13 protein-coding genes are annotated in these 15,656 nt (G+C 59.4%); 6 read left to right on the forward strand and 7 right to left on the reverse strand.

Going from position 1 to position 15,656, the window contains the following annotated elements; genetic code table 11:
- Positions 1-58 precede the first annotated feature (58 nt).
- From TBK1r_RS15495 to TBK1r_RS15505, 3 genes are all read right to left on the reverse strand, one after another.
- Positions 59-1,273 (reverse strand): Rid family hydrolase, encoded by a 1,215-nt coding sequence (locus TBK1r_RS15495; protein WP_419581381.1) that lies wholly within the window; start codon positions 1,271-1,273, stop codon positions 59-61.
- 61 nt (positions 1,274-1,334) lie between these two features.
- Positions 1,335-2,147, reverse strand: coding sequence for a PP2C family protein-serine/threonine phosphatase (locus tag TBK1r_RS15500; protein ID WP_145212295.1), 813 nt, complete (start codon positions 2,145-2,147; stop codon positions 1,335-1,337).
- A gap of 291 nt (positions 2,148-2,438) precedes the next feature.
- Positions 2,439-2,696: a hypothetical protein gene (locus TBK1r_RS15505; protein WP_145212298.1), complete on the reverse strand. Its 258-nt coding sequence runs from the start codon at positions 2,694-2,696 to the stop codon at positions 2,439-2,441.
- 187 nt (positions 2,697-2,883) lie between these two features.
- On the opposite strand from TBK1r_RS15505, the gene TBK1r_RS15510 reads away from it, so the two are divergent.
- Entirely contained in the window at positions 2,884-4,164 is a 1,281-nt protein-coding gene (locus tag TBK1r_RS15510; RefSeq protein WP_145212301.1) for a hypothetical protein, read from the forward strand.
- A 419-nt stretch (positions 4,165-4,583) separates the two neighbouring features.
- On the opposite strand, the gene TBK1r_RS15515 is transcribed toward TBK1r_RS15510, so the two are convergent.
- Positions 4,584-5,885 carry a serine hydrolase domain-containing protein gene (locus TBK1r_RS15515; protein ID WP_419581382.1) on the reverse strand — a complete coding sequence of 434 codons (1,302 nt, stop codon included), beginning with the start codon at positions 5,883-5,885 and terminating at the stop codon, positions 4,584-4,586.
- A gap of 152 nt (positions 5,886-6,037) precedes the next feature.
- Between TBK1r_RS15515 and TBK1r_RS15520 the strand changes: the two genes are divergently transcribed.
- Positions 6,038-7,051 carry an NAD-dependent epimerase/dehydratase family protein gene (locus TBK1r_RS15520; protein ID WP_145212307.1) on the forward strand — a complete coding sequence of 338 codons (1,014 nt, stop codon included), beginning with the start codon at positions 6,038-6,040 and terminating at the stop codon, positions 7,049-7,051.
- Between the two features lie 44 nt (positions 7,052-7,095).
- Here TBK1r_RS15520 and TBK1r_RS15525 read toward each other — a convergent pair whose 3' ends face one another.
- Positions 7,096-8,265 (reverse strand): hypothetical protein, encoded by a 1,170-nt coding sequence (locus TBK1r_RS15525; protein WP_145212310.1) that lies wholly within the window; start codon positions 8,263-8,265, stop codon positions 7,096-7,098.
- 162 nt (positions 8,266-8,427) lie between these two features.
- On the opposite strand from TBK1r_RS15525, the gene TBK1r_RS15530 reads away from it, so the two are divergent.
- Together TBK1r_RS15530 and TBK1r_RS15535 are read left to right on the forward strand one after the other, a co-directional pair.
- Positions 8,428-9,192, forward strand: a complete 765-nt coding sequence (locus TBK1r_RS15530; RefSeq protein WP_473772510.1) for a glucosamine-6-phosphate deaminase — start codon at positions 8,428-8,430, stop codon at positions 9,190-9,192.
- Positions 9,189-10,106 carry an N-acetylglucosamine-6-phosphate deacetylase gene (locus tag TBK1r_RS15535; protein WP_145212313.1) on the forward strand — a complete coding sequence of 306 codons (918 nt, stop codon included), beginning with the start codon at positions 9,189-9,191 and terminating at the stop codon, positions 10,104-10,106. The genes TBK1r_RS15530 and TBK1r_RS15535 overlap by 4 nt, the downstream gene beginning before the upstream one ends.
- Before the next feature lie 117 nt (positions 10,107-10,223).
- Here the strand turns inward: TBK1r_RS15535 and TBK1r_RS15540 are convergent, their stop codons facing one another.
- Together TBK1r_RS15540 and TBK1r_RS15545 are read right to left on the reverse strand one after the other, a co-directional pair.
- Entirely contained in the window at positions 10,224-12,299 is a 2,076-nt protein-coding gene (locus TBK1r_RS15540; protein WP_145212316.1) for a carboxy terminal-processing peptidase, read from the reverse strand.
- A 163-nt stretch (positions 12,300-12,462) separates the two neighbouring features.
- Entirely contained in the window at positions 12,463-13,800 is a 1,338-nt protein-coding gene (locus TBK1r_RS15545; RefSeq protein ID WP_419581383.1) for a S1C family serine protease, read from the reverse strand.
- A gap of 73 nt (positions 13,801-13,873) precedes the next feature.
- Between TBK1r_RS15545 and TBK1r_RS15550 the strand changes: the two genes are divergently transcribed.
- Positions 13,874-15,181 carry a thymidine phosphorylase gene (locus TBK1r_RS15550; protein ID WP_473772511.1) on the forward strand — a complete coding sequence of 436 codons (1,308 nt, stop codon included), beginning with the start codon at positions 13,874-13,876 and terminating at the stop codon, positions 15,179-15,181.
- A gap of 26 nt (positions 15,182-15,207) precedes the next feature.
- Positions 15,208-15,621 (forward strand): cytidine deaminase, encoded by a 414-nt coding sequence (cdd, locus tag TBK1r_RS15555; protein WP_145212324.1) that lies wholly within the window; start codon positions 15,208-15,210, stop codon positions 15,619-15,621.
- Positions 15,622-15,656 lie beyond the last annotated feature (35 nt).

Raw genomic sequence — 15,656 nt, forward strand, 5'->3', positions numbered from 1 at the left:
CGCCAAAGTCCTGGGGGGCGAAGGGACGACTCGACATCACATGCCTGTTGAAATCAATTTAGGACGAGGGGGAAACATCTGAAAACGCGACGCCTTCGATCTCGACAAGCAGTTCGGGCCGACACACATCCGCCACGGCGTAGATCGCCGGCACGGATCCAAACCGGGCTTCGCAAATCGACCGACATGTCTCGTAGTCCTGCGGACGTTTGACATACACACGGACTTTGGCCAGATCCGTCAACTCGGCGGCCAGCCCCGGCAGTCCATGATGTTCAAAGTTCGCTCCGCTGATCAAGTTTTCGATGTTGTCGATCGTCTGTTCAGTCTGCTTTTCGACGTCGCCCAGGTGAACGCTTTCCGAATCCAGGATACTGGCGGTGCCGGAGATCCAGGTGGTCACGTGGTCGCCGATCTTGACGGCCATGGCGCGCGAGAAGAGCGGGCTTCGGGGTGAAAACTTTCTCGCATAATCGAAGGCCGATGTCTGTCGCGGGTTTTCCAGGGGATGCAACGAAACGTCTTCACGATCGGTTTGCAGTCCGAGGCAACTGACTGTCAGACCGGGGCCGGCCATTCCGATCCCCGTACTGGCCGGGTAAAACGGATGCCCGTCGCGCGACGTGTTGATCTGGCCGGCCGATTCGAGCCGTTGAAAGAATTCGGCGCGAGCCCGGTTGAGTTCTCGATACCGTTCGATCGGTTCTCCCGTCGGACGAGATTCCAGTTCGGTGATGCTGCCTTGGTACAACCAGATCCGGCAAACGTCGTTGAAGCTGGCATCGACATGCTGCAAACGTTCGGCCAGTCGACGAAACGAGTCTGCCGATTCCTCGTACGCGCTGGCGGCCTGCGGTGGAGACGTGATCCCGGCGACGTAGATCCAGCGGAGTCCATCGTAGGACACCGTGACCAGATCGGGTAACGGGAAATCAACCTGAACCCCTTCGCCGCCAAGGGCCCAGGCTTCGATCGCCAACGCCTGACCGTCACAGGGCGGTTGAATCACAAAACTGGTCGCCGGCACCCGGTCTCGGTAGGTCGCTTTGAACAACTCTTGAAACGTCGCGATGTCATCGGCCGAGCGGACAAAGACGGTTTGCTTCGTCAACGCCATCGGAACCGATTGTCGCCGCAGAATCTCGCGGATCGTCGAAACCGCCTCCCCAGCCTGGTCGATCGGAGCGCCGACGTTGGGCGGCGTGACCATCAATGCAATGCGTGTGACGTCGTCGAGTTGGACGAGACGGTGTTGCGGTTGGCTCATTAACATGTTGGTTTCATTGCCATTGAAAATGGTGACGCGACGGGGTCGCCGGGGGCGTGTATCGGCGTCAGGTTTGAAAGACGACACAGGAAACGTTGTCGCGAGCTTTGCGTTCCAACGCCGCGCCGATCAACTGATCGACGCATTCCTGCGGGTCAAAACAGCGGGCCATGATTTGTGCGATTTCGTCATCCGTCAGTTCGTCGGTCAGCCCATCGGACGTCAGCATGACGCGGTCGCCTATGCTGATCTGCGCCGAACGCAAACGGGCGCGTTGCTGCAATCCCTGCGCGCTGACACTGTTGGTGACGACGTGACGCCAGCGGTGAACCCGAGCCTGACGTGCATCGATGGAGCCCGCATCGACCAAGCCTTGGACCAGGGTTTCATCTTTGGTCAGTCGTGTCAGTGTGTTGCGATGCAGGAGATAGACGCGACAATCACCGACGTGACCGTAGTACATCCGGCCGCAATAAACGAACGCGACCGCCAACGTGCAGCCCATGTGATCGTATTCCGGATGATCACTCACCGCGCTCGACATTTCCCGCGTCGCACACGAAATGGCTTCCCGATAGACGGACTGGATCCCCGAGTAGGACAGTGAGTTTTGACGGGTCCTGCTCTGCCAAACCATCGGAATGGTTTCCATCGCAATCTGACTGGCCATCGCACCACCCAGGTGGCCGCCCATGCCATCAGCGACCAGATAAAACTGGCTCGGGTCCGATCGATAAAATCGGTCTTCGTTGTAATCGCGTCCGCCGCAAACCGATGCGCCCGCCGAACGGATCGCCAGTTCGAACCCGTACTCGTCAGCACCGGAGTACGTTTCCGCAGATTTCGAAGCGAGATATCGCTGAACAATGGAAGTGGGCATCGCAGAGGTCCTTCAGACGGGGAAGGACACTCGCAGGTGCACGAATGGTGCCAGCTGAATCGATTGTGTCAAAGTAAATGGTGCGAACGTGAAATCATCGGAGTTTCACGCCCTGACAGATGCCGGCTGTGACATTTTGTCCAAATCATGCATCGGCTGCGAGCGAGCGGCACGCGAAACCGAGATAGCGCCGTTGTGAGGGCGTGCTCTGGGCCGTGCGTCAACGGCACAGAAAAGGTGCGGATCGGCGCGCGTCCGGCGCCCGGTCCACCCGTCGTGATCGGCATCGATTCACTCGTGCAACGCGGCAACGGGGCGTCGTCGTCCGATCCGATGAATCTCGCTCAGCGGGATCGACCGGACGTGCTTGGACGGGGGCACGATCGCATAGAGGCGGTCTGCGTCGACGATAAACTGCCATGGGTCGGCGATGACGATCGTTTCGCCACCGATCAACTGGACCGCGATCGTGGCGAACGGTGTCTGCCGCTGCAGCTGCCGGAGCATCCGGACATGTTGCTGTTTTTTCTCGCAGTTTGGCTGATTCATCGATCCAATCGGCAAAGATTCGACACGCGTCGGGCGAACCATCATTGTATCGTCCAAAGTCGCTGATGCTCCAAAACAATGACGGCGTGCGCCCGATTTCCAGCCCAAACCCGGCCTTGGTTTTGTCTGGGCAGATCCGGGCGTTAAGATGAATCATGGCGCGACCCACCTCTCCTGAAGGATACCCATGCGAAGCTTCCCCCCCAGTTTGACGCTTGCCGCAATTCTGATCGGATGCTGTGGCTGCGAAAAAAATCCGTTCGCCGGCACGTTCGGATCCGACACGTCCACTGCCAGCCAAGTCGAAACCGCCGAGGGAAGCTCCACCGAGGGGGACTCCGCGATCGCCATCGTCTCGGAAACGATCGGCGACGGCCGGCTGCGCCAGCGCCTGGGCGATCTCTTCGAACGCGTCTTGCCGACCTTGGAAGAGACCCGACAGTTGGTCGATCGACATGCCGAGCTGCCCGACAGTTCGGTGATCCCCTTCAAGCTGGACAAACAATCCAACTCCGCTCAGATCAACGAACTGCTCGACCAGGCGATCGTGGCGCTGAGCATTTCGGAGGTCAGTGACTACCGCCGCCGGATTCGCGAGGCCAACGAGGCCATCGCGCAGTCCCAGACCAACATTGCCGACTATCGTCGCCAGCGGGTCTCCGCGTCCTGGGCCAAGGATCAAAGCCAGCTCGACAAGGTCAACCCGTTTGAGCTTTCCAAAGAAGCCCTCGATGAAAGCATCGCCTCGGAGGAAGAGGAGATCGAACGCCAAAAAGCAATCCTGGTCAAACTGAAAAAGACGTTCGCCGAGGAACTCTCGAAGATCGGTGTCGAAGTCGATCAAGAGGGGGTGGAATCGTTGCTGTCCTCGGTCTCGGGCGATGACATCGTCACGATGGCCGTCGTCTTCGACAACATCAAACACGTCACGGCGCAGCTTCAAGAACTGACCGAAGAAAGCGGCGAGGCGTTGGATGTGTCGAAGCGGTACTACGGGATCTACGTCGTCATGATCCACGTGATGGATCGAATTCAAAAGACGTTCGTCCGCGACGTCCACGAAAAACACATCCCGAAACTCAACGAGTTTTCCGCCCAAGCAGAACAGAACATCAAACAGGCGCAAACGCTGATCAAGGTCAGCGGCGGTGACCGCGACGTCCTCGAGTCGAACATCGCCTCCAACGAGCTGACACGCCAGACCGCCAGCTTGTACATCGAATACCTCAAACGCAACGCGGCACTGATCGAAAAGGAAAACAAGCTGGCTCAAAAGAAACTGGCCACCGCCATGAACACCTATGACACCGTCAAACTTTCCAGCGACGTCGCGGCGCTGATGAACACCGGACGCCGTGATTTTGAAACACTGATGAAACTCAAAGTCCCCTCGCTCCGCGAGTTCAACAACGAAGCGATTCGGAAAGAGTTTCAACGCATGACGAGCGAACTGCGAGCGGGACGCTAGGAGTCTATCGCAGCTCAATTTTCGGGTAGTGGACGAGGCGACGAGTCCCCTGGCCAACGTAGTGGACGAGGCGACGAGTCCCCTGTAGTCGGCATCTTGGCAAGGACTCGTCGCCTCGTCCACTACCGCCTACCCGAAAACCAAGCTGCGGTGGAATACGAGTGACCTCCGGAGGATGCTCGCTGGTGTCGGGTATCCCGGAGCGATGGAACGCCCGTCGGCAACGCTGTGAAGCATTTACTCCCTGCGTTTGACGAGGTGTTAGCGGCAGGGCGCAAGCCCTCCGGTCCCTCATCGTTCCCGAAACACCGGAGGGCTCGCGCCCTACCGCTAAAAAATGCTTCACAGCGTTGCCCCGTCGGCCTCGCGACAGACGGCTGATCCCGATCGATCAGCCTGCATGTTCGACGCCGCGCGTCTCAGCGAGAAAGCGTCCGATACGTCGTCGTGACGCTGCGAAACAAACCGATCGATGGAAACAGCGGCTCGGCGATCATGTCCAAGTGATCGTATCCTTTCTTGATCGGGGCATCCCCGGCATCGAGGCGGTCGATCACGATCTCTTCGATGTCTCTTGCCAGACCTCGCGTGTCACAGTTGGTGCTGGAATTGGTCATCACCGCGACCGCCAACCCGCGATTGGGATACAGCGACAGATGGCAGCGTGCCTTGGTTTGGGAGCCGCCGTGTTCCACTTTGAAATCCAAATCGCTCGCCGTCCCCTGGCGAATTCGCCATCCTAGCGACCAGTTCGTCAGGTCTCCGTTGCGGAGCGACTGCGGCGACCACATGTCTGATTTCTCCGCGGGGCTCAAAATCTCGTCGCCCAACAGTGCGGCCGCGTAACGCCCCATGTCCTCAACGGTGGAGATGAACCCGCCGCCGGCCAGCTTCCATGACACGTCGTCGTCTCGATTGTCGCGCGTCGCGACGCCACCGCTGAGCGTGTAGCCGACCGCCCGTCGTGGAGCCGGATTCCAGAGCGTGTCGGGGCGAAGCGTTGTCATACCGGCAGGCTGGGCGATCAGCATCTGCGTCAACTGATCGAACGAGCCTCCCATTTTTTGTTCTAGTACAACGCCCGCCAAATTGTACGCCGGCGTCGAGTAAGACCAGCGATTCCCCGGCAGATCGATCAGCGGGTTGTCGACCCAATAGCTCAGCGCCCATTCCATTCCGGTGTTGACATCCTTATCAGCCGCCAATGATGCAGGTGGCTCGGGTCGCTTCAGTCCGTTGCTGTAGTGTTGAATCCCCGAGGTATGGCTGAGCAGTTGTCGCATCGTGATGAATCGACGGAACCAGGGCACGCTCTGGCCGTTATTCAGATTTCCGCCAACGTAATACTTGCTCGGAACCTTGTAACTCGGGTAGTAATAGGGGACGTTGGTGTCCAGGTCGACGATGCCGTCGTTGTCGGCCATCACCGCCAGCACGCCCGTCAAGGTTTTTGAAACCGACGCCCAACGGAAACGCGTCGCCTTCGGATCGACGAAAATGTCGGCTTCACGGTCTTCTTTGCCGTAACCTCGCAGGTAAACAATCTCGCCGTCATGAACGACGGCCAGCCCCATCCCGACAACCCCTTTGTCCTTTCGATAATCATCGACTTGCTTTTCGATGTCTGGATCACCGAAATAGATTGTGGCGAAATCCTGTGACCAACCGACCGTGCCGGTGCACAGCATCAAACCGACCCAAAAAAAACGTTGTACCAACATTGCATTCGACTCCCGTACGAAGATGGTGAAGTGTGTTTGCTGCATCGCGAATGTTCGCAACACAGACACGCCTCCCAAGCGAGAACATCGAGCCGATGTGACAGGCTAAACTAAAAACCTCCGAACCCCGGGCCGAGGACGAGAGCGATTCCATGACGCGACAGACCATTCTGATTACCGGCGGATACGGATGCATCGGCGCGGAAACGGCCAAGTGGTTGATCGCCCACTGCGATGCCGAACTGATCGTGTGCAGCCGCAGCGTCAGTTCCGCGCGGAGCGAACGCGTGTTCCACGATGTCGATCGCGATCGGATGATGTTTGTCCAGGCGGATGTCAGCGATCCGAAGCGAATGGGGGAGATCCTGTGCGCAAACGAAGTCACGCACGTGGTGCACTTGGCGGCACTGCAAACCCCCGACTGCAATGCCCATCGTGATTTGGGGTTGCAGATCAACCTGGCCGGCACGCAACACCTGATCGAAGCGATCAAGGCCTGCGCTCGACCGTTGGAACGATTCGTCTATGCCAGCTCCATCGCCGTCTATGGGCCCCGCGCCGCCTACCCACAAGACCGCGTTCCGATGCTGGCGATGCCCGAACCGGTCAACGTCTACGGCGTTTGGAAGCTTGCCGGTGAAAACGTGGCGCGGCTGTTCTGTGGCGAAACCGGAACCCCCACCATCAGTCTTCGCCCCGGCGTCCTGTTCGGCCCCGGACGTGACGCCGGACTGACGTCCACACCGACGACCGCAATGAAGTGTGTCGCGCTCGGATTGCCCTACAAGATTCCATTCCGTTCGCGACAAGATTACCTGTTCGCACCCGATGTCGGCGCGGCGTTCGGCAACGCCGTCCTCGGGCCATTCGATGGATACGGCGCGTTTACGTTACCCAGTCAAACCGTCGACACGGCCACCTTTGTCGACGTGCTTCGTCACGCGACCACCGAACTCGGCATCGCAGACCGATTCCAAATTTCGATCGGCGATCAAATGGTCCCGTTCATCTGCGATCTGGAGTATGAACCGTTTCTCGAAGCCTTTCCGGACGTCCCACAAACCGACCTGCAACTCGCGATCCGAAGATCTTTGGAAGTGTTTTGCGATCAAGTCCAGCGAGGTTGGTTGACGGCCTCCGACGTGACGGGCGAGTCATTGCGGTAGGTGCCGTTGGATTGCGTTTGGAAATGCATTTCCCCGGTAGCAGTTCAAGCCGCTTGCTTGGCCGCGGGCGTGAGATAGGGGAACAGGTGCAGCCGCTTGGTGGATTGGTTTTCCAAATCCCGGCAAAACGCAGCCGGACTGAGGTGAGATTCGTAGTAGTCGATCACGCCGCGTCGCAGTTTGATGATTTGGCGTTCATCCATGGTTTCGATTCGTGCCGCGGCGCGACGCAAACCGTCGATGCCTTGGTAGGTGATGCAATTCTCACCATCGCTTAACGGCGGCGTGAACAACGAGTTGTACTCCAGCACCGGGATCGTGCCGACGGCGATGGCTTCGATCGCGTTGTGAGAAAGCGGGTAATCGCATCCGGGGGCGGCCAGAAAAAAATCCGACTGTGCGAGCAATCCCAGCCACCGACTCGCATCGGGACGATAGACCGCGTTATCGATCATGACGAACGATTCGTGGCGTTGCCGCTGTGCCGATTCGAGCTGTTCGTCGCAGTCGATCCAGAGCGTGGAGTCGTAGAAGTACCGATTGACTTCGCGGACCACGCGGTGCCGTTCAACGGGCTGCAGCCGCGTGTATTTATTGATCCGGCGATAAGACGCTTCGGAACAGTGCCCCCCAAAAAAAATTCGCCAGACCCGGGCGCGACTCCGGTAGTCTTCGAAGCGTTGATCCTCGCCGTGATCCCAGATGGCCGGAAAAAAACTGTAGGGCATCGCCAGATCGCCCGGCTGCAGCGGTTTTTGAGTGCCGGTCAGGACCGGCAGCGTTCGTCGTGCGTAGCGATGCGCCGCGGCGCCGTCGGACAGACAGAGATCAAAGGGACAAAAATCCGCAGGCAGTTGGTCTTCGAAGAACGGGCGGGTTTGCGATAACGCGTTCGCTTTGAAGGTGCGATGGCCGGTTTGCAAGAAGGCCAGACGGGGGACCATCGACAATTCATAGCCGCCTCGCCGCAGCAGCATCACCAAGGCGTGAAATCGCCGCCCCTGCTCGCCGTCGCTGGCGATCCGTCGCAGGTCCAGCAAACAACGCCGCGTTGCGTCCGGCCGCGATGTCGCAACCGCGTCACCGCCTGTCCGCTCGCTCCAACTGTCAAACACACGTTTGCAATGGGCATAGCGCCACAGCCAACGGTGCTGTTTGAAGGACCGTTCGAGCGTGAGACCGAAATGACGCAGGTTCACCAATGGTCTGGGCATGCTGGGTGGGGGACGAAAACGTGTTAAGATCTGCAGCGATCGTTGCCGCACGGGCCGATCCGTCGAGATCTTGCCGCGACGGCGCGATCCTACTGACCAGCAGCGATCGATCGCTAGGTCAGGTCAATTCGAGACACCCAATGGAGCCAACCGGGATTCACTGTGAAGACAATCGTCACCAAAACGCCGTCCGACATGGGACGGTACACTGCCGAACATGCCGCCCAAGACCTTCGAGATGCCATCAAAGAAAATGGAGAGGCCTATCTGATTGTGGCCACCGGTGCATCACAGTTTGAAGTTCTCTCGCATCTGGTCGCGCAGGACGACATCGATTGGAGCCGCGTGCACGGATTTCACTTGGACGAATACATCGGGATCGGCCGCGACCACCCGGCATCGTTTTGCGGTTACTTGAAAGAACGCTTTGTCGACAAGGTTCCTCTCGCGTCGTTCCACTATTTGAGCGGCGACACCGACGCGACCGAGACGGTCCGTCAGGCAGCCACCAAAGTCGCTTCCGTCACCGTCGACGTGGCATTGGTCGGAATCGGTGAGAACGGCCACCTGGCGTTCAACGATCCGCCGGCGGACTTTGAGACCGATTCGCCGTACTTGATCGTCGAATTGGATCATGAGTGTCGCATGCAGCAGGTCGGCGAGGGCTGGTTCGGTTCCTTGGACGAGGTCCCGACCCACGCGATCAGCATGTCGATCCAACAGATTTTAAAAACAAAAAAAATCTACTGCAGCGTGCCCGATGAGCGCAAGGCGGCTGCGGTCCGCGACACGTTGTGCGGTCCGATCACTCCCGATGTCCCCGCCAGCATCCTGAGGAACCACTCGGGGACGACGTTGATCATCGACGACGCCGCGGCGAGCAAGATTCCCGAGGACGTCAAAGCAACGCTGGAGCGAGTCGAATGAGCGGTTTTGTTGATTTGCAGGTCAACGGCTATTACGGCGTGGACTTCAACAGCGATGACTTGACCGACGAAGCCATCCTGACGGCTTGCCGGCAGATGCGCAGCGACGGCGTCACCTCGTTTCTGCCGACGATCATCACCGACCAGATCGATGCCATGGTCCGTCGGATCCGCCGCGTGGCCGATGCCGCCCAGTCGCATGCCGAAATCGACCAGATCGTCGCGGGCATCCATGTCGAAGGCCCCTTCATCAGTCCCGAACCGGGATTTGTGGGTGCCCATCCGGCAGACTGTGTTCGTGAGCCAACGATCGAATTGGCTGAACAGTTGGTCGAGGCGGGCGGTGGTCGCGTGCGGTTGCTCACGCTGGCCCCGGAAATGCACGGCAGCGTCGAAGTCACCCGCTGGCTGTGCGATCAGTCAATCGTCGTTGCCGCCGGGCACTGTGACGCGTCGATCGCTCAGTTGCGCCAGGCGATCGATGCCGGGTTGTCGATGTTCACGCACCTGGGCAATGGATGCCCTGGACAGATGCATCGCCATGACAACATTGTCCAACGCGTGCTCTCGCTCTCCGACCACCTCAAAATCTCCTTCATCGCCGATGGACATCACGTGCCCTGGTTTGCGTTGGGAAACTATTTGAAGTGCGTTCCGGAACAAAACATCGTGATCGTGACCGACGCGATCGGCGCCGCCGGCTTGGGACCGGGCTTCTATCGACTGGCCGGCCAGATGGTCGAAGTCGACCAGCACTTGGCCGCTTGGGCCGAAGGCCATCAGCACTTCGCCGGCTGTGCGACCACCATGCCGCAGATGGCCGAGATGCTCGCCAGCCGTTTGGGAATCGACGCCGAACGGATCGATCGCTGGACCCGGATCAATCCGATGGAATTATTGAAAACCGGCCCGTAGTGCTCCGTCAACTTTTTGATTGAGGGTGCGGCGGAAAAGGGGTCAGGCTCACACTTCGACCGTTCGCCGGCGGAGCCGGCGTCGGTGGCAAGCAGGATGCTTACCCCACATCCGCTCTTAGTTGCGGACGAGCTTTTCTCGGCGGAGGCCTTCGATGTAGTCACCAGCAATGTTGATGACTTCGCGGTTGTAGAAGGTATCACGGAAGACTTGTTTGTCCGTCTCCTGTTCGATTTCTTCCTTTTCCTCTTCCTTCTGGGCATCGAGTTCATCGCGTCGCTGCATGAACGCGGTTTCTTCCAGCGGAACGGTTTGCTCTTCTTTCTGCTTGACGAACAGTTCGATGCGTCGCATCAGGTCGACGAATTCTTTGTCGGCTTTGACGCGTTGCTCGGACTTTTGTCGCAGTTCGGTGAGCAGATCGTTCGGCACCAGGTTATAGATGTCGTGACGGGCGCCGTTGATGCGGTCTTCTTCGAGAGCGTATTTTAGATCGCCTTCGGCAACATCCATCTTTTGCGTCAGACTAGGCAGCACGATATCGGCCGCGACACCGCCGCGTTGGGTGCTTTCGCCGTCGGGCAGATAAAACTGTTGCAGGGTGACTTTCAACGCCCCGTAGTTTTGGCGTTGGGTCAGGAACAGGCGTTCGCCGAGGTCCATCAGCGTTTGCACGGTGCCTTTGCCGTGGGTGGCGGGGTCACCGACGATGATGCCTCGGTTGTAATCCTTGATCGCACCGGCGAAGATCTCGCTGGCGCTGGCGCTGAACTTGCTGGTCAGCACGACCAACGGTCCGCTCCAAACCGTGCCGACTTCTTCGTCGTTGTACTGTTGGATTTGTCCACGTGAATCTTTGACCTGGACCACGGGACCACGATTGATGAACAGCCCGGTCAGATTGATCGCTTCGGTCAGCGACCCGCCACCGTTGCGACTCAGGTCGATCACGACGCCTTCGACACCCTTGCTCTTGAATTCCATCAGGATGTTTCGGACGTCGCGGGTGCTGCTGCGGAAATCGGTTCGATTTTCGCGTGCCGCTTGCATGTCCATGTAGAAACTGGGCAGGTTGATGAAGCCGATCTTGCGAACGCTGCCATCGGGCATCGTGTGATCGAGAATCTTGCCACGTGCGGCGGACTCTTCCAGTTCGACCTTGGCGCGGGTGATTTGATAGGTTTCGACTTTGCCCTTGCCGCCGACTTTGACGCCCAGGCGGACGACGGTTCCGGCGTTGCCGCGAATCAGGCTGACGACGTCTTTCAGAGGCATTTCAACGATGTCCACCATCGGGCCTTCTTCGCCCTGGCCGACCGAAACGATCACGTCATCGGGCTGGAGCCGTTCGTCTTGATCGGCCGCACCACCGGGAATGATTTGCATGACAACGGTATTGCCGTCTTTTTCACGCAGGGCGGCACCGATCCCTTGCAGCTTCAATCCCATCGAGATGTTGAAATCGTCCAGCGTCGACGGCGACATGTAGGTCGAGTGGGGGTCAAAGGCGCTGGTGACCGACGTCAGATACGCTTCCAGCAGATCATCGTTGCTATAGGACTTGAATCGTCGGGCGTAACGCAGGTAGCGGCGGCGGAGAAGATCGCGTGCCTCGTCACCGACGGTGTCATCGTCACGCAGATCCAGCAGGGCGTACTTGATTTGCCGGCGCCAACGTTGGTTCGCTTCTTCGGGGGTTTTGGCGTAACTGGCCGCGTCGGCGTCGACGATGATGTACTCGTCTTTGGTGAAGTCGAATTCCGAATCGAGGATCTCCAATGCCATCGCGACGCGTTCGTCGACGCGTTGGGTGAATCGGTTGAAGATCGTGTAGGCCAAGCTCAGGTCACCCTGTTTGACCATGTCATCGATCTGGTTGCGGTGTTTGGCAAACTCGTCGATATCGGACTGATAGAAGTACAGTTTCAGGGGGTCGAATCGATCGAGATACAGATCGAGCGCCCGTTGGCTGATGGTGTCATCCAGTTCAGCCGACGAGATGTGGAATTTGGGAATCAGGGACGCAATCAACTTCGCAATCCGTCGATCCTGGGCCGTCGCTTGGGGAGGCGCCGTGGCGGTGGTATTCTCGACACCCGGAAGTTCGGGGACGGCGGGCTGGGCCAGTATCCTCTGCGAGGAACCGGCCTGCGCCAAACAAACAAGAACCGCGGCGGTGACGATCGTACGCATTGTGAAACGGCGATCCATATGATTGGTCCGGATTTCGGGTGGGATGTTTCGGGAGTCGAAAGAGGCGAGATTTCCTGGCGGAACCCGCTCTATCATAGGCCCTCGCAAGTTGGGCCGTTGTGGAATGGTAGGAAAGAGGCGAAACGCAGACAATGTTGGTTTCTCATTCTTGACCGGTCGGATCGTCGACCGTCGCCAATTCGACGGTCAATTCGACGCGTTTTCCCTTGCGCCGGACGACGATTGGCTGTTTTGAACCGATCGGTTTGCGTTCAATGGCCTCCTGAAGCCCAATGGAATCTCGCACCTGTTCGCCGGCGAATTCCACGATCACGTCCTGAGGCTCGATGCCCGCCTGTTCGGCGACCGATCCCTTGATGATCTGATAGACCAGGATACCAGAATACGGCTCCAAATTAAATTGTTTCGCGATTCGCGGCTTCAGTTCCACCAGGGTGGTACCGATCGCGGCACGGCGAACTTTGCCGTGGCGGTCGAGTTCGTCGGCGATCCAGCGGGCCTGGTTGATCGGGATCGCGAACCCCACGCCCTGGTAAAACCCGCTCCGGGTGGCGATCGCGGTGCTGATTCCGACCACTTTGCCATCCAGATCGATCAGTGCACCGCCGGAATTTCCGGGATTGATGGCGGCATCAGTCTGCAACATGCTGCTGCGTCGAATCCGATCCAAACGGCGGTTTTTGCCGCTGATAATCCCCGCACTGACCGTCGCTTCCAATTTAAAGGGGCTGCCGATCGCCAGCACCCAATCGCCGATTTCCAGCTTGTCACTGTCGCCGACCGAGATCGGGTCGAGCGGTTCGGAAAAGTCCACGCGGACCATCGCCACGTCGCTGTCCGGGTCGCCGCGGACCACTTTCGCGTCCACGCGGGTCTCATCGGGCAATTGCACGACGACACGCGTCGCCCCGGTGATGACGTGGTTGTTGGTGATGATCAGCCCGTCGGCCGAGACGATCACTCCGGATCCCAACCCGGTCAGTTTCTCTTCGGCCGGCGGCGGCGTCGGGATTTCCGCGCGTTCCAACAACGGCAATTCGTCTTCCGGGACTTCCGTTTCACTGGAGTCACCCGGGTCCCCATTTTGGCCGTAGGCATACAACACGACGACCGACGGCGTGGCACGCTTGGCGGCCATGCGAAACGCCAGGGACAGCGCGCGTGGGCCCGCTTGCAGCGCCGCAAGCACTTCGGGGCTGGCCTCGGCCGCACCACCGGATTCGGCACTGGCCGGCTCCGCTTTCGGGGTCTCCGCTTTCGGCGGCTCGGCTTTGGCCGGCTCAGCTTTCGGCGGCTCAGCACTCGGGGTCTCGGCCGCCGCAGCGGGCGGGGCGGGTTCCTGGTCCGGCGATTCAGAAGCCGCTTGGTCGCCTTCGGGTGCGGTGACATTCGATTCCGTTTGGGCCGCCAGACACTGGGTGACCATCATCGTGGTGATGACGGAGAAAACCAATGCGATCAAGTAACGGGAGCACAACATCACTTTTCCTGGAGGTCGACAGAAAGGGGAACACGTGGCACGATCTTTGTTGACGCAATCCACTATAACGACCTTGCATACCACGGTCATCCGCATGCTGACGGCTAACCTGCTTGCCAAAAAGCGCGACGGAAACGCGCTCCACGATGACGAGATCCGGTTCTTGATCGATGGATTCTGTGACGGCAGTGTCGCCGACTATCAAATGTCGGCCTTCGCCATGGCGGTCTGCTTGAACGGGATGACCGAGCGTGAGACAACGACGTTGACTCGTGCCATGCTGGAAAGCGGCGACCGGCTGCCGCGCGCGGTGTCTGGCCAGACGCCGCGCGTGGACAAACACAGCACGGGGGGACTGGGGGATAAAGTCTCCCTGATCCTGGCCCCGTTGCTGGCCGCCTGTGGCGTTCACGTGCCGATGGTCAGCGGCCGCGGATTAGGCCTGACCGGTGGCACGCTCGACAAATTGGAAGCGATTCCCGGTTTCCAAACCGATCTGTCCGAACAAGCCTCCGTTGAAGTGCTCCGCCAAGTCGGTGCGTTCATCATCAGCGCCAGCGAACGCATCGCACCGGCTGACCGCCGACTGTATGCACTGCGTGATGTGACCGGCACCGTCGAATCAATTCCGTTGATCACCGCCAGCATTCTCAGCAAAAAGCTTGCCGCCAACTTGGACGCTTTGGTGATGGATGTCAAAGTCGGCGGCGCGGCGTTCATGAAGACGCTCGATGACGCCCGCGCACTGGCAGGCTCGATCGAACACGTCGGCCGAGCGGCGGGGCTGCCGACACAGGCGTTGATCTCGGACATGGACCAGCCGCTGGGCAAGGCGATCGGGAACGCGATCGAAGTCAACGAAGCGGTGGGGATTCTGGCCGGCCAACCATCGGATCCCGCGCTCCAAGGCGTCCGCGACTTGACCGTCCGGCTGTGCGCCCTCTTGCTGACCAGCGTCGGCGTCGCCAGGGATGTTGACGATGCGACGCAGCGGCTCAACCGGGCCCTGGACGACGGGTCCGCGATGGAACGCTTTGAAGCGATGGTCGCCGCCCAAGGTGGTCGCATGGCGGGGGATTTGGACGTCGCCCCCGGCCGGCCCCTGCAGTCCGAACACGACGGCTACGTCGGACGCATCGATTGTCACCGGATCGGATCGACGATCGTTTCACTCGGGGGCGGACGCCGCAAGCTCGGCGATCCCATTGACCCGACCGTCGGGATCCGCATGCACGTGCGGATCGGAGACCGCGTCGAGCGCGGTCAACCTCTTCTGGATTTACACTGCCACACCAGCCGGCAAAACGAGTATCTTAGAAGTCTTCGCCAAGCCGTGGAGATCACGGCTGAATCCGTCGCCGCACGCCCCCTTTTCGTCTAGCTTCTTTCACGCTTTGCACTGCCCAAATGATTGAGTTGAAAACCCGAGAGATCGACCAGTTGGTGCGTGCGGCTGTCGAGGCGCGCGATCAAGCGTACGCGCCGCACAGTCACTTCTATGTGGGGGCGGCACTGTGGATTCCCGGTGGCGCCGTCGTCAGCGGCTGCAACGTCGAAAACGCCAGCTATTCGTTGTCGATCTGTGCCGAACGGGTGGCGACGGCAACGGCGGTGTCCCAAGGTCACCGCGCGTTTCAAGCGATCGCGATCGCCAGCGTGGGTGGCGTCAGCCCGTGCGGGGCCTGCCGACAATTCCTTTCCGAATTCGCCAGCGACATGCAAGTCATCATGACCGATGTGTTGACCGGGGCGCGGCAGATTCGTCGGCTTTCACAGCTGCTGCCCGACGCCTTTGACGCGTCGAACTTGCCGGTGACGTAACGGGCAGCATCCCCGAGGGATGAAAGCGACTAGCC

The organism is Stieleria magnilauensis (assembly GCA_007753675.1).
Classification (GTDB): Bacteria; Planctomycetota; Planctomycetia; order Pirellulales; family Pirellulaceae; genus Stieleria; species Stieleria magnilauensis.